Genomic DNA, 13,450 nt, shown 5'->3' with positions numbered 1-13,450 from the left:
ATATCCATACAAAATCTTACAGTTTCAGGATGTTGAGAAGATGTCGCAAACCTGATGCGGGCTATTGCCTGTACTCGCCTCAACGGATGGCTATTATGGGAGGACCAGCAGCTTTTTTTCGGATGCGGTCAAATTCTCGCATCCATCCGCCGTAATATGGACGAGGTCCTCAATCCGCACACCAAACTTCCCCTCCAGATAGATGCCAGGTTCCACCGAAAGCACCATGCCTGCCTCGCAGATCGTTTCGTCAGACTTTGAAAAGGCTGGCGGCTCATGGATCTCAATTCCCAGAGAATGCCCGGTCCCATGTCCGAATGCCTCCCCATATCCGGCCGCTGTAATCAGGTCCCGCGCAGCCGCATCGACAGTCTTACAGGAGACTCCCGCGCGCACCGCTGCGATCCCCGCAAGCTGGGCATCCAGCACTGTTTGATAAACCCGGTGCTGCTCATCCGAAAGCGCACCTACTGCGACAGTCCGGGTCATATCCGAGCAGTAGCCGTCGATCATGCAGCCGAAATCCATCGTGATAAAATCTCCTCGCTCTACCGGCTTTTCCCCCGGCACTCCGTGAGGCATGGAGGAATTTTTTCCAGAAACCACGATGTAATCAAAGGAAGGGCGCTCGGAACCATGCCGGTAACAGAAATCCAGCAGCTCGCCGGCGATCTCACGCTCGGTTCGGCCTTCCTTAATATAACCGCAGATGTGGGAAAATGCATCATCGGTGATCTTCTGGGCCGCTCTGACCGAAGCGATCTCCTCCGGCGATTTAATCATCCGCATCCGCCGGATCGCCGAGTCAATCTCCGGCTTCGAAACCAGAGAAACCTTGGGGAGGCCTTCTTTGAATCGGGCGTATTGAGAAAGGTTCAGATAATCCCCTTCGACTGCCGCCGTCCGGACGCCATGTCTCTGGAACCATTCGCTGACCTGCTCAAACAGTTTCTCCTGTAAAACGACCTCGCATCCATGGATGTCTTTTTTTGCACGCTCGTAATAACGCGAATCAATCAAAAAGACCGCTGGCGCCTGTTTGAAAACCAGCAGGGTACCCGCTGACGAACGCAGCCCGGTGAAATACTGCCGGTTGACCGCTTCGCAGATCAGCATTGCATCGACATCATCCGGCAGCTGCTGCGCAAGCCTCTGTAGCCTGTCTTCCATTTGGATATTCCCTCCTCATTCGATCCGCGACAGTGCATCGACTGCCAGCAGATAGCTTCCCTTTCCAAACCCAAAGATACCGCCCTTGCAGACCGGCGCGATCACCGAAACATGCCGGAATTCCTCCCGCGCATGAACGTTTGACAGGTGGACTTCGATCACCGGAATACGGATGGCCGCGATTGCGTCTCGGATCGCGATGCTGTAATGGGTATAAGCGCCTGCATTGAGGATCACCCCGTCGTAAACGCCCCGCGCCGCATGCAGACGGTCGATCAACGCCCCTTCGCTGTTCGATTGGAACACATCACATTCCATCCCCAGACGGTTTGCATATGCGACCGTCTCCTGATTGATCGAATCAAAGCTCTCGGAACCATAAATTCCCGGTTCCCGCTCCCCCACCAGATTGATGTTGGGTCCATGCATCAGCAGTATCTTTTTCATGTGATATTTCCCCCCGCTGTCAGATAAAGCTCCTTCATTGCAGCCGCATCCTCTGCCTGTGTTCCTGCGGATTCGCAGATAATCGTCGGCGTGCAGCCCTTCTTCACGATCAGTTCGGCAACCGGTTCAAACTCCGGTCCGAATTCAGTATCCGCAAAGGTCAGATGGCATTTTTCACCGCCTGGGATGGTGTAGGCAATCTTGCTGAAATGGGAATGGAACATCCGCATCCGGTCGATTCCGATTTCATTTTCCATCTTCTCAAAAATTTCAGCGAATGCCGCCGCCGTGTTCAGGCTGCCAAATGTCCGGGCGTTCAGGTGCCCAAAGTCAATACAGGGCAGGATCCGTTCATCGAGCCTGCAAAGCGCGAGCACCTCTTCCAGCGTGCCAAGCTGGTTGACCTTGCCCATTGTTTCCGGACACATATGGATGTGGGAAAGCCCTTCCCCGTCGAGTGCCGCTATGCATTTTCTGGTGGTGTCAATCGCCAGCTCAAGCGCCTGCTCCCGACTGATTTTTCCACAGGAGCCGGTATGGATAACCACCCGGTCGCCCCCCAGTGCGTCAACCGCCCGCGCTGACTGCAATACATAGTCAACACTCTTGTCCCGCTTTTCAGGGTCGACACTCGACATCGAGATATAGTAGGGGGCATGCAGGCTGAGCTGAATGTCCTGCTCCGCCGCAACCTGCCCGAATGCTCTCGCAGCGGCCTCCGAAATTTTAACACCCCGTCCGCACTGGTATTCGTAGGCATTCAAGCCCCATCTCCCCAGATATTCCGGGATCTGTGTATTTTTTTTATAGCCCAGTTCAGAAAAGCTTTGCGCATTCCCTGCCGGGCCAAACCTGGTTTTCAAATTCATAATTCTTTTCTCCGATCTCTGCGCAGAACCACTCGCTCGGCTGCGCGTTTCAATTTAAAAAACAGGAACCGCTCCAACTCCATTGGCTCAACCAGAATCGAGACGATCCCCGCCAGATTACCGCAAAGTATATCGGTAAAAATCTGATCTCCAATCAACGCCATTTCCCGCTTCTGGACCCCCAGCCGCTCGCCTGCACGCCGCACGCCCCGCGTCAACGGCTTTGCCGCGTTTGCGATGCATCCCAGCCCCAACTTTCTGGCGAACGGCTCTACCCGTTCAGGGCGGTTGTTCGAGAGGATCAGCAGCTTGATTCCCGCCTTTTGCATCTGTGCGATCCATCTCCGGGCCTCATCCGGGACCTCGGGGTTATCATGAGTGGTCAATGTATTGTCCACATCAAGCAAAACCACCGAGATCTGGTGCACCGTAAACCATTCCGGAGCAATCTCCCAAATCCGGCGGAACCTGTAACAGGGGTAAAAAAGCGACATATGCGCCCCTCCATTGTGCTGTTTTGCGCATCCCGGAATAAATCTTCAACGAGTGCTTCACAGCATTTCCATAGCAAAGCTGCTTATAATAATCTTCTTCGAAGATCCCGCCACGGGCTTGAAAAGAAGCACTCTGATCCTTCTCAAGTGCTTCGATTATAGCACAGACGTCCGATTTTTACAACTATGGAAAAGGAAAAACCGGCAGGAGATTCCCGCCGGTTCCTGTTCACAATATGCAATTATTTGAACTTGCGCTTGCGAGCAGCCTCAGATTTCTTTTTGCGCTTGACAGAAGGCTTCTCGTAGTGCTCTCTTTTACGGACCTCAGCGAGAACGCCGGAGCGGGCACAGGAGCGTTTAAATCTACGCAGCGCGCTGTCCAAAGACTCATTGTCTTTAATTCTGATTTCTGACATTTACCAATTCCCTCCCCACGCCTTAAGGCCGGAGTTATCATCCACAGTTTGTGGATAACATAGTTAATTATACAATGCATCTGTGCAATTTGTCAAGCCATTTACTTCCAACCAAAAAAATTTCATGATTTCGCCACAAAACTACGGTTATGCAAGCATCTGGTATATTTTTTATTTGCGGCTGTTTTCCTCAAAATACTGGTCGATCGCTTCACGCAGCCGCTGCCGCGCCTCATCCATCGTGATCCCGGGAGTCTGTGCACCTGCCATCGTGTGATGTCCTCCACCGCCGAGCTTTTCCATAATAATCTGGACATTGAGCTGTCCCATACTGCGGGCGGAGTAGGAAACTCCCTTGCCCTGCTCGAACATCAGGAACGATGCCTGCACACCGCTGATATTGAGCAGTTCGTCAGCGGCCTGTGCCGCTGTGACCTGGATTTCTGTATCGTCCCGTTCGGTCGACCATGCGATCGCACACCCCTTGTAAACCTGCGCATTCGCAACCAGTTTGGCTTTGCGCTGGTAGGCTTCCATCGTTGAGGCGAACAGCTTTCTCACCTCTACTGTATCCGCACCCATCTTACGCAGATAGGCGGCAGCTTCGAAGGTACGCACGCCGGTTTTGATGATAAAATTTTTAGTATCAAGCATGATTCCCGCAAGCAGGGCCTCTGCTTCCGGCCGCCCGATCTTGATCTTTTCATTAAAATACTGCACCAGCTCGGTGACCATCTCGGACGCGCTCGACGCATACGGTTCGTGGTAAAAGATTACAGCATTGTCGATGTGTCCGACCATCTTTCGATGATGGTCGATCACGACAACCGTATGACACGCATTGTACAGATCCACCGACTCGATGATGTTGGTTGTGTGGGTATCGCAAACCACCAAGAGGGTTTTTTTAGTCGCCCGCTGGAGCGCATCCTCGGGTTCAATCAGCAATCCATGGTAGCCGTTCTCGAGCATCCGGTCATAAATCTGGTTGACCAGATTTTTTTCCCGGCGGATCGCGATATATGCTTCTTTGCCCATCATCTTTGCGGCCTTCATGATTCCCACCGACGCCCCAAAACAGTCGAGGTCAGCCATCCGGTGTCCCATAACGATCACATTGTCGCTGACCTTCATCAACTCTTCAAGCGCATTTGCTACAATACGGGTTTTAACTTTGGTGCGCTTCTCAACCCCGCTCGATACGCCTCCAAAGAATTCATAACCGCTCGCCCCGCGCACCGCGGCCTGATCCCCGCCGCGCCCAAGCGCCATGTCCAGAGCCTGCCGCGCAATCTGCTCGCTTTCAGGCAATGTCTCCGCATCCCTTCCGACGCCGATCGAAAGGGTGGCAACCATATGGCGGTCGGTCTCGATCGCCCGGATCTGTTCAAGAATCTGAAACCGTCCCGAGATGATCCCCCGCAGATACCGTTCCTCCAGCACCGCAGTGAACCGGTCCCGTTCTGCCCTGAGCAACAGCCCGCCATTATCGGTGATATACTTGCTCACCGTATACTCGATCTGCCCCATCATCCGGGTGCGCTCATTGTCAGGCAAGCCCTGCTGAATCTCCTCGTAGTTGTCCACAAGGATCAGCATAACCGACGGACGGCTCTCGAAATATTCCTGTGTATACTTTTTCAGCTCGGTGTTTTCATAGAAATACACCATATAAAGCGTATCGCTCTCGCTGACTGCCGGGACAGTATAAACCGCGTAGTTTCTGTCGTGATAGGAAACATCATATCCGCCAATTGGGCAGGGGTGGGTAATCTCGCCGCCCGCAAGGATCGTATAGATGCTGCGGGAACAGGTCTCCTCGCCCTTCAGCACAATTTTTTCCGCCAGAGGATTACACCAGAGGATTTCTCCATCCGCGGCGCAGACAAAAACAGGGATCGGATAATCCCGCAGGGCATCCCGCTGGATCGTATTAAGGGCATGTGCACTCTGCATGAGAAATGTGTTGATCTCCTGCCTCGCGTTACAGATATGCCAATAGGTGAGGCCGACACAGGCACAGGATACAAACGCACAGATGTAGAACAGCCGTACGTCGAAGAATGCCGCCGAAACCGACATCGCGATACAGCAGCCCGCAACAATATATAAAATTGGTTGGATCAGGGTTTTGTTTCTTTTCACAGGGATACCTCGCCCGTCTCTGAGATTGGATTCTGCATAAGCCCAATCTATATTTATGTAGATGGATTCTGTGGAGCCATCCGATCAGCATACGATTTCTCGTCCGCAGACAGCACCCCAACGGCATACTACGATTATGATACCACAATCGCAAAGCGATGCGGTATCATCGTCCAGGCCATAGCTCTGGTATAATAGCCGCTTTGCAGCTATTATACCATGGCTTTTGCAATCTTGCAATCCCTCCGCCCCTCTTATTGGAAAGGGCACCCAGTCTTGAACTGTAAAATCTGTATCGTATTTCTTTCCCTGTAAACAGCAAAAGGGCGGCTGCCTGACTTCGGCAGCCGCCCTGAATCATAAACTGTATTTATTATGCGTAGGTGTCGATTTTTTGCGGTTCTTCCTCTTTCTGAGCCTCTTTGTGCCTGTTTCCACTCGCATCTTCGGCCTTCCCCGGATCTTTCGCTTCCAAACTTTCGTCCTCGGTTTCCTTGCTCTCCTCGAGCAAATCTCCCAAGCGCCCACTAATGTCCATTTCCATCTTGCGCACCTTGCTGTTCAGGCTTTCCAGCTCATCTCGATTGACCTGCAAAGCGCCGCCCCATTTGCCAAAGGTTGCGTCATCTGATTCGATCGTGCGTGCAAGCGTTTTGGCCGCACGCGCAAGACCGTTCTTCACCGAATTCAGCTGTTCGACCGTATCTAGGCTTGTGCTGGAAGAAATCAGGCCATGCACCGTCTTGGTGTCCACATGCCGCGTCTCTTCCGGCGTTTTCTCCGGCTCAGACTTCTGAGACGATTCGGACGATTTTTTGTTCGACTGCTCCTCCCGCAACTCCTGAATTCTCTGCTGCTTCTGCGTGATCTGCTGCTGATAATTTTCAATCTCGCTCTCCAAAAGCTTCTGTTTGGCTTCTCTCTGCGCATCGCTCAATGTCTTGTCTTTGCTCAGCTTGCGTATATCGATCCGCCGCTTTTTCACTTCTTCCTTGAGAGACTGAATCTCTTTATTCAGATTCTGAATGGCATTTCCATTTTTTCCGCCGCGCCCGGCCTGCTGAGCCTGCGCAGTCCCAACTGCCCCAACTGCCCCAACATTCATTGTTTCTCCTCCTTAAACGGTTATATTGAAAACAAGCAGATACCCGCCTGTTATATACGGATGTTCACTGATTTGTTCGAAAAAACGAGCTTATTTCCTGACTTCACAAGTGCATGATCCACAGATTCTCTTGTCACACTGTCCAGAATACTTTTATCAAACGGCTGCCCTGGCTCCCAGTTTGGATTGACGGCCTTAACAGCATCCACAAATGCCCGCGTGTATGCCCTTTCATACTGTCCGAGCGTCCATGTCCCCTTTAGCCTGTCTTCTTTTGGGATACTAAGCTGGAACGCCCGGAACACTTCCGACCGCTTGGTGGTATCCCCATTTGCAACGCCATATTCCTGAAGAAAATGCCGCTTGGTTTCATCGAACATTTTTTGGCGCGCATCCTCCGAAACATTGATAATCTGGTGTCTTTCGGATTCCGGTATCCCAGTTGCAATCATTCCCGGCACGACAATCCCGCCCGGCCCGACATAATCCCCATCGGCGTTATATTGTCTCATCCTGTTTTTGATCGCGCTAACAGTTGTGTACCCGGCCCTTCCGTCGAGCGCACCCATCATATCCTTCATAACAGCCTGATACTGCCTGCTGTTGACATCAATCCCCGCCGCTTTTAGTTGGTTCTGCACCTCGGGCGATGACAGGGACGACACCGAGAGCTTCGACATGGGGGACATCGGTGAGGAAATCCCCAACATCTGCTGTAAAAATGTAATGTTATAGTTGCCGCGGATCATGTTTTGTCCCTCCCCTGCTGACCATTCCTAGCTATGTTCTCTCAATTTTAATGATCGACCGGCAGATTAAAAAGGAAATGCTCCATCAAAAAAAATTTCCGAAGATCAAGCCCGCGTCGCCGTACTGTCAGGTTTTGGAAGGTGCAAAGGCTGTTTGACCGCTTCCTGTGCCACCTGCACACTTTTTGCGACCAGGAGCACGATGTCCTTGTTCTGTTCCGAAAGTGCGTTGAAGATCATCAGCATATCTGATCTCCTGTTTCTTTCCATGTCGAATCCTCCTCCCTGTTTTATCTTTTATTGATTTTATAGTTTTATTTTACATCAATAAGAGTTTAAAGTCAACCCGTACATGCTATTTTTCTTGACTTTTTTATCATTTATTGATATTATGAGATTGGAGGTGCTGCAAATGAATAATCGTATCCGCGAGCTGAGAAAAACACTTGGCCTGCGCCAAAGGGAATTTGCGGAACGGATCGGCTTAAAGCAGAACGCGATCAGCTATATGGAGAAAAATGGTTCTACAGTCACTGAACAGAACATCAAATCCATCTGTTCTCAGTTCAACGTCAATGAACACTGGCTACGCACCGGATTGGGTCAGATGTTTCTTGAAAATGAGAAAAAACAGAAGGAATTTTTTGAGATATTTGATGCACTTCTGCCGGATCTCCAGGATTACCTGATTAAGACCGCCAGAGACCTGCTGGATACCCAATCCCGGCTGCTGCCGGATTTGAACAGAGAAAATTGACTAACATCCTCTCAGGAAATCTGCGTTGTTTTCAGGTCTGCTGACTATACCGGTATTTTCCGGCAACACTATGGTCAGTGATTTGAAAAGGAGTGTTTTTCATGCTGTATCCAATCCTCAACGATGCCCGGGCAGTGATTGATCTTGGCGGCATCTGGCGGTTCCGGCTGGATGACGGGTCCGGTGTCGAACAGGGGTGGCAGGCCCGTCGATTGGAAAACTGTGATACCATCGCCGTTCCCGCTTCCTACAACGATCAAAAGGAAGGAGAAGCCTTTCGAGACCATTATGGACTGGCGTTTTACCAGACAGAATTTTCGGTTCCTTCCCTGCTCACGCAGGAACGGCTGGTACTTCGGTTTGGTGCGGTGACCCATCATGCACAGGTATACCTGAACGGCAACCTGATGATCTCCCACAAAGGAGGATTTCTGCCATTCGAGGTGGAAATTGGCGGGATGGTCCGGGATGGTTCCAATCTGCTGACTGTCGTGGTTGATAACCGGATCGACCACAGTACCCTCCCGGTCGGATGCGAAACGCCCGGGCAGCTCGGCGGTATGATTCCCGCCGACCCGGAAATTACCCTGAAAAAACAGAACTATCCCAACTTTGACTTTTTCAACTATGCCGGGATCGTCCGTCCGGTCAAACTTTACTCGACTCCAAAAGCGTTTATCGAGGACCTGACTGTGGTGCCCTCTGTACACGGAAACGATGCGGAACTTTCTTACGAGGTCAGGACCTGTGGTTCCGGTGAAGTTTCACTCACCGTGACCGACGAGGACGGAATCGAGGTTGCGCAGGCATCCGGCGCATCCGGACAAATCACCATCCGGAATGTGCGGCTCTGGCAGCCGGGAAACGCCTACCTTTATACGGTCTGTGTGCGGTTTGGGACAGACTGCTACACGCTTCCGGTTGGGGTGCGCACTGTCGAACTACGGGGAAACCAGTTCCTCATCAACAGCCGCCCATTCTATTTCAAAGGGTACGGGAAGCATGAGGATTCCTACTTCCGCGGACGGGGGTTGGACGAGGCACTCAATGTCAAAGACCTCGCATTGATGAAATGGCAGGGAGCCAACTCGTTCCGCACCAGCCACTATCCCTATAGCGAAGAGATGCTCCGATTGTGCGACCGGGAGGGGATCGTCGTGCTGGACGAGGCTCCAGCCGTAGGAGTCAACCTCAATTTTGGACTCTCAAACCACGGAAATGCAATCAACACCTATGAGACCATCCGCACGCATGAGCACCACCGGGAGGTGCTCCGCGACCTTGTGGCCCGCGACAAAAACCATGCCTGCGTCGTCATGTGGATCGTTGCCAACGAAGCGGATACAGCTTCCCACCCGGACAGCGCAGTGGACTATTTTCAGCCTCTTCTCTCGCTGGTCCGGGAGTGTGACCCGCAAAAACGGCCGGTCTCCCTCGTCGCAATCCAGAACGATTATCGGAAAGACAAGGCGATGCTGCTTTCGGACGTGGTCTGCCTCAATCGTTACTACGGCTGGTACGTTTACGGCGGTGATCTGGAAGCGGCGAAACAGGCGCTTGCCAAGGAGCTGGATTATTGGGCGCAGACTGGCAAACCGGTCATGTTCACCGAATATGGCGCGGATACAGTAAGCGGCCTGCATTTGGCCACCCCGACCATGTTTACCGAGGAATATCAAGTGGACTACTACCGAGCAAACAACGAAGTTGCTGACCGATATCCCAACTTCATTGGCGAGCAGGTCTGGAACTTCGCTGATTTTGCAACTTCGCAAGGCATCCTGCGGGTGGATGGAAACAAAAAAGGGCTGTTCAGCCGAGATCGCAGACCCAAGCTCGCGGCGCATTATTTCCGCCAACGCTGGCACGAAATCCCCGATTTTGATTATAAGCACTAGGAGCTGCTTGAAAAATCGAAACAGCCGTCTTTTTCTACAAAAATTGGAAGCGGCCGAAACATGGATGTTTCGGCCGCTTCTATTTCATGCCGCTCCTTTCTTCAACGCCGATTTCATAAGAGATTGTTTTGCAGTACATCTCCCATACACTGCGGCAATGATCCAAAAGCAACAGGCCCCCATTCAAAAGCCACACGGCTGGTACTCTGCCTTGTACATAGTACAGAGGGGCATCCTGGAAATCCCATTATTTTCGCAATTTCAAAAGATATTTTCGCAAATATCCCCCAGACAGGGGTTTTCATTTGATATGCTAAATCTATGATATATACTTTAAAATCGCTCGAAAATGCCCCCACTCCGTTTGCACACTATTTGCAAAAAATTCGGGCGTTTCGCATCTTTTCGAACTTTGTAAAGCTCATATAACGGCTTCAGAATCCACTTTGCAAAGGATTCAGTAAAATTAAGTAGTTCTAAAGGTGCGGAACTATTTTTGTATTTTGTGCGCAAAGCTACAGAGGAAAACTTGCTCTTCTTTCAGCGGTAAAAAACAAAGCGGCGGTAAGGAATAATCCACTTCCCTACCGCCGCTTGCTGCGTTTATATGGAATCATCCGGGCGCATTTTTCAGACGATCGAATCCAGTCACACACTGGCACCTGGCAACCTTTTTCAGCGGCGCAGACGATGTAAAATTCTGTCTTTATAGAGAATCCCCACCAGACCAATCGCAGCGGTCAGCAGAAAGATCAAAACTGTCATCTCCCAGTTCCCACTGCTCATCGTCGACCCCATTAGCGTAGAAGTAACCACAGATGGGATGCGCGCAAACGTCGAAAGGAACAGGAAAGATGCTGGTTTTATCCTGCTGATACCTGCCAGATAGGTCAACATATCTTTGGGAGTTCCTGGAATCAAGAAAAGGATAAACGTCACAACCTCAGCCTTTTCCGCGCTGTTGAAAAACTTAAACTCGTCCAGTTTTTCCTTGCCAAAAATTCGTACAACAGCTGGATAACCCAGTTTTCTTACAGCAAAAAAGATCGCTGTAGAAGCCATCAGAATCCCTGTCAGACAGATCATCAGCCCGCCCCATGCACCGTATAACATCCCGGCAAGCAGCTCGACCGGCTCCCCCGGGATAAAGGCAATGATGATCTGGAAAATCTGGATGCCGAGCAGGATCAAGCACCCCTTCCAGCCAAGAGAATAGACCCATTTCTGAAACTGTTGCTGAAACTCTGGCTCCTCAATCTTTGCAAAAAATGGCATACAGAGCAATGCCAACGCGCCAATTACCAATACTGTGCCTGCAACCAGCAATCCCAGTCTAATAAATTGTTTTTTCTCTTGTGAGGACCAATGCCTCATTCCTTCAAATCCTCCTTATTCGGCAGATATCAAGGCCTTCTGTCGGTTCTGCCTCTGAAAGCCACAAAACCGTCCAAAGGAACACGGCTGCAGCGGCTATTCTGTTATTTTTTTTATTAATATCTTCTTTTCAATAGCAGCTCTGAAAACTCAAGAATTTGTTACAACCGAAGCTCCAAACGGCATTAACGCAAGTCTAGCGATCTTAAAACACTGCATTCCGATCGGAATGCCTATAATCGTCAGGCTCCACAGGCATCCGATCAACGCGGCCTCTGCCGCAAGCAGCAAGCCGCTGGCTATCAGCCAGAGGATATTCAGCAGCATCGTCCCCGCTCCCCCGCCATACCGCACCTCTTTCCCAAAGGGAAAAAAACTGAGCTGCGCGAACTTAAAGCACTGTATGCCCACCGGGATTCCCACAATGGTGATGCACCAAAGCACTCCTGCCAAAACCCAGCCGAGCCCGAGCCAAATTCCACCAAATAGAAACCAGATCAAATTTCCAAGACATCCCATTTAGATTTCCCCTTTGTCAATATCATCAGAAGACGGAGCACTTCTGTTGTCTGCGAAAACCATAGAGCGTCGTTCCAAACTCTAGCAGTTTATTCAAGGATAACATATCTCCCGAGAAACACCTGCTTTTTAGCCTTTGGAGAATTCCCTTTCTAACGCAGGAAGTGGCCACTCTAAACATAAAACGAGCAAAAGTCCAAAGAGACTTCAAAATTCGGAAAGATGTACAGAAAGGACGCTCCGATTTCCAGAGCGTCCTTTTGAAAAAGCAACAGCTAAAACTTATTCGTTGATCTTGATAACAACACCCGAACCAACGGTACGACCACCCTCACGAATCGCAAAACGCAGACCTTCTTCGATCGCGATCGGAGTAATCAGCTCAACATCCATCTCAACGTTATCGCCAGGCATACACATCTCAACGCCCTCGGGCAGTGTGATCACGCCGGTAACGTCAGTGGTACGGAAATAGAACTGCGGACGATAGTTGTTGAAGAACGGGGTATGACGGCCGCCCTCATCCTTTTTCAGGATATAAACCTGTCCACGGAATTTGGTGTGGGGATGGATCGAGTTGGGCTTACACAGAACCTGACCACGCTCGATCTCGGTTCTCTGAACGCCGCGGAGCAGTGCACCGATATTGTCGCCTGCCTCAGCATAGTCAAGGATCTTGCGGAACATCTCGATACCGGTAACGACAGTCTTTCTCTTCTCATCGGTCAGACCGACAATCTCAACCTCATCACCAGTGTTCAGCTTACCGCGCTCAACACGACCGGTCGCAACGGTGCCGCGCCCAGTGATGGTGAAGACATCCTCAACCGGCATCAGGAACGGCAGATCAGCCTTACGCTCCGGAGTCGGGATGTAGTCGTCAACTGCCTGCATCAGTTCGAGGATCGGCTTATAAGCGTCATTGCTGATATCATCCGGTGCCTCAAGAGCCTGGAGTGCAGAACCCTTAACGATCGGAATATCATCACCCGGGAACTCGTAGCTCGAAAGCAGCTCACGGATCTCCATTTCGACCAGCTCAAGCAGCTCGGGATCGTCAACCTGATCCGATTTGTTCATAAAAACAACGATATAAGGAACGCCAACCTGACGGGAGAGCAGGATGTGCTCACGGGTCTGGGGCATCGGGCCATCCGCAGCAGAAACAACCAGAATCGCACCATCCATCTGTGCAGCACCGGTGATCATGTTCTTAACATAGTCAGCATGTCCCGGGCAGTCAACGTGCGCATAGTGACGGTTGTCGGTCTCGTACTCAACGTGAGCGGTATTGATCGTGATGCCGCGCTCTCTCTCCTCCGGGGCCTTATCGATCATGTCGTAAGCCTCGTATTTCGCCTGGCCTTTCATTGCCAGCGTCTTGGTGATCGCCGCGGTCAGCGTGGTTTTGCCGTGGTCAACGTGACCGATGGTGCCGATATTTACATGCGGCTTGTTTCTTTCAAAATGTGCCTTTGCCATCGTAAATGTTCCTCCCTTGTAA

At 51.1% G+C, this 13,450-nt stretch carries 14 protein-coding genes; 2 read left to right on the top strand and 12 right to left on the bottom strand.

Annotated elements, in window-relative coordinates; all coding sequences use genetic code 11:
* Positions 1 to 93: 93 nt before the first annotated feature.
* From D5269_RS01345 to D5269_RS01305, 9 genes are all read right to left on the bottom strand, one after another.
* A complete protein-coding gene (locus D5269_RS01345) occupies positions 94 to 1,170 on the bottom strand; it encodes a Xaa-Pro peptidase family protein (RefSeq protein WP_120481764.1) in 1,077 nt (358 codons plus the stop codon).
* A 15-nt stretch (positions 1,171 to 1,185) separates the two neighbouring features.
* Entirely contained in the window at positions 1,186 to 1,617 is a 432-nt protein-coding gene (aroQ, locus tag D5269_RS01340; RefSeq protein WP_016315410.1) for a type II 3-dehydroquinate dehydratase, read from the bottom strand.
* Positions 1,614 to 2,486 (bottom strand): TIM barrel protein, encoded by an 873-nt coding sequence (locus D5269_RS01335; protein WP_347707279.1) that lies wholly within the window; start codon positions 2,484 to 2,486, stop codon positions 1,614 to 1,616. The genes aroQ and D5269_RS01335 overlap by 4 nt, the downstream gene beginning before the upstream one ends.
* Positions 2,483 to 2,980, bottom strand: a complete 498-nt coding sequence (locus tag D5269_RS01330; RefSeq protein ID WP_016315408.1) for a YqeG family HAD IIIA-type phosphatase — start codon at positions 2,978 to 2,980, stop codon at positions 2,483 to 2,485. Before D5269_RS01330 ends, D5269_RS01335 begins: the two co-directional genes overlap by 4 nt.
* Before the next feature lie 242 nt (positions 2,981 to 3,222).
* Positions 3,223 to 3,399: a 30S ribosomal protein S21 gene (rpsU, locus tag D5269_RS01325; protein ID WP_006875892.1), complete on the bottom strand. Its 177-nt coding sequence runs from the start codon at positions 3,397 to 3,399 to the stop codon at positions 3,223 to 3,225.
* 171 nt (positions 3,400 to 3,570) lie between these two features.
* Positions 3,571 to 5,544 carry a DHH family phosphoesterase gene (locus D5269_RS18985; protein WP_016315407.1) on the bottom strand — a complete coding sequence of 658 codons (1,974 nt, stop codon included), beginning with the start codon at positions 5,542 to 5,544 and terminating at the stop codon, positions 3,571 to 3,573.
* A gap of 373 nt (positions 5,545 to 5,917) precedes the next feature.
* Positions 5,918 to 6,649 carry a hypothetical protein gene (locus D5269_RS01315; protein ID WP_120481762.1) on the bottom strand — a complete coding sequence of 244 codons (732 nt, stop codon included), beginning with the start codon at positions 6,647 to 6,649 and terminating at the stop codon, positions 5,918 to 5,920.
* 50 nt (positions 6,650 to 6,699) lie between these two features.
* Positions 6,700 to 7,398, bottom strand: coding sequence for a DUF3879 family protein (locus D5269_RS01310; protein ID WP_120481760.1), 699 nt, complete (start codon positions 7,396 to 7,398; stop codon positions 6,700 to 6,702).
* A gap of 105 nt (positions 7,399 to 7,503) precedes the next feature.
* Positions 7,504 to 7,668 carry a hypothetical protein gene (locus D5269_RS01305; protein ID WP_016315404.1) on the bottom strand — a complete coding sequence of 55 codons (165 nt, stop codon included), beginning with the start codon at positions 7,666 to 7,668 and terminating at the stop codon, positions 7,504 to 7,506.
* A 142-nt stretch (positions 7,669 to 7,810) separates the two neighbouring features.
* Here D5269_RS01305 and D5269_RS01300 point away from each other — a divergent pair, with 142 nt between their 5' ends.
* A complete protein-coding gene (locus D5269_RS01300) occupies positions 7,811 to 8,155 on the top strand; it encodes a helix-turn-helix transcriptional regulator (protein WP_016315403.1) in 345 nt (114 codons plus the stop codon).
* Positions 8,156 to 8,256: 101 nt separating this feature from the next.
* Positions 8,257 to 10,053, top strand: coding sequence for a beta-glucuronidase (gene uidA / locus D5269_RS01295; RefSeq protein ID WP_120481758.1), 1,797 nt, complete (start codon positions 8,257 to 8,259; stop codon positions 10,051 to 10,053).
* A 675-nt stretch (positions 10,054 to 10,728) separates the two neighbouring features.
* Here uidA and D5269_RS01290 read toward each other — a convergent pair.
* From D5269_RS01290 to tuf, 3 genes are all read right to left on the bottom strand, one after another.
* The gene (locus D5269_RS01290) at positions 10,729 to 11,427 is read right to left on the bottom strand and encodes a VTT domain-containing protein (RefSeq protein ID WP_120481756.1); all 699 of its coding nucleotides are present in this window, start codon (positions 11,425 to 11,427) and stop codon (positions 10,729 to 10,731) included.
* Positions 11,428 to 11,577: 150 nt separating this feature from the next.
* Entirely contained in the window at positions 11,578 to 11,946 is a 369-nt protein-coding gene (locus D5269_RS01285) for a YccF domain-containing protein (RefSeq protein WP_120481755.1), read from the bottom strand.
* A gap of 282 nt (positions 11,947 to 12,228) precedes the next feature.
* Positions 12,229 to 13,428: an elongation factor Tu gene (gene tuf / locus D5269_RS01280; protein WP_016315399.1), complete on the bottom strand. Its 1,200-nt coding sequence runs from the start codon at positions 13,426 to 13,428 to the stop codon at positions 12,229 to 12,231.
* Positions 13,429 to 13,450 lie beyond the last annotated feature (22 nt).

Source organism: Anaerotruncus sp. 1XD42-93 (assembly GCF_009917605.1).
Lineage (GTDB): Bacteria > Bacillota > Clostridia > Oscillospirales > Ruminococcaceae > Anaerotruncus.
The sequence above is the reverse complement of the archived record's forward strand: the minus strand, read 5'-3'. Positions and strand labels throughout refer to the sequence as shown.

What these genes read in the sequence shown, in the direction of transcription:
- D5269_RS01305 (WP_016315404.1), bottom strand. Translation starts at nt 7,668, where the DNA reads ATGGAAAGAAACAGGAGATCAGATATGCTGATGATCTTCAACGCACTT.
- D5269_RS01300 (WP_016315403.1), top strand. Translation starts at nt 7,811, where the DNA reads ATGAATAATCGTATCCGCGAGCTGAGAAAAACACTTGGCCTGCGCCAA.
- D5269_RS01290 (WP_120481756.1), bottom strand. Translation starts at nt 11,427, where the DNA reads ATGAGGCATTGGTCCTCACAAGAGAAAAAACAATTTATTAGACTGGGA.
- D5269_RS01345 (WP_120481764.1), bottom strand. Translation starts at nt 1,170, where the DNA reads ATGGAAGACAGGCTACAGAGGCTTGCGCAGCAGCTGCCGGATGATGTC.
- tuf (WP_016315399.1), bottom strand. Translation starts at nt 13,428, where the DNA reads ATGGCAAAGGCACATTTTGAAAGAAACAAGCCGCATGTAAATATCGGC.
- D5269_RS01285 (WP_120481755.1), bottom strand. Translation starts at nt 11,946, where the DNA reads ATGGGATGTCTTGGAAATTTGATCTGGTTTCTATTTGGTGGAATTTGG.
- rpsU (WP_006875892.1), bottom strand. Translation starts at nt 3,399, where the DNA reads ATGTCAGAAATCAGAATTAAAGACAATGAGTCTTTGGACAGCGCGCTG.
- D5269_RS01335 (WP_347707279.1), bottom strand. Translation starts at nt 2,486, where the DNA reads ATGAATTTGAAAACCAGGTTTGGCCCGGCAGGGAATGCGCAAAGCTTT.
- uidA (WP_120481758.1), top strand. Translation starts at nt 8,257, where the DNA reads ATGCTGTATCCAATCCTCAACGATGCCCGGGCAGTGATTGATCTTGGC.
- aroQ (WP_016315410.1), bottom strand. Translation starts at nt 1,617, where the DNA reads ATGAAAAAGATACTGCTGATGCATGGACCCAACATCAATCTGGTGGGG.
- D5269_RS01330 (WP_016315408.1), bottom strand. Translation starts at nt 2,980, where the DNA reads ATGTCGCTTTTTTACCCCTGTTACAGGTTCCGCCGGATTTGGGAGATT.
- D5269_RS01315 (WP_120481762.1), bottom strand. Translation starts at nt 6,649, where the DNA reads ATGAATGTTGGGGCAGTTGGGGCAGTTGGGACTGCGCAGGCTCAGCAG.
- D5269_RS01310 (WP_120481760.1), bottom strand. Translation starts at nt 7,398, where the DNA reads ATGATCCGCGGCAACTATAACATTACATTTTTACAGCAGATGTTGGGG.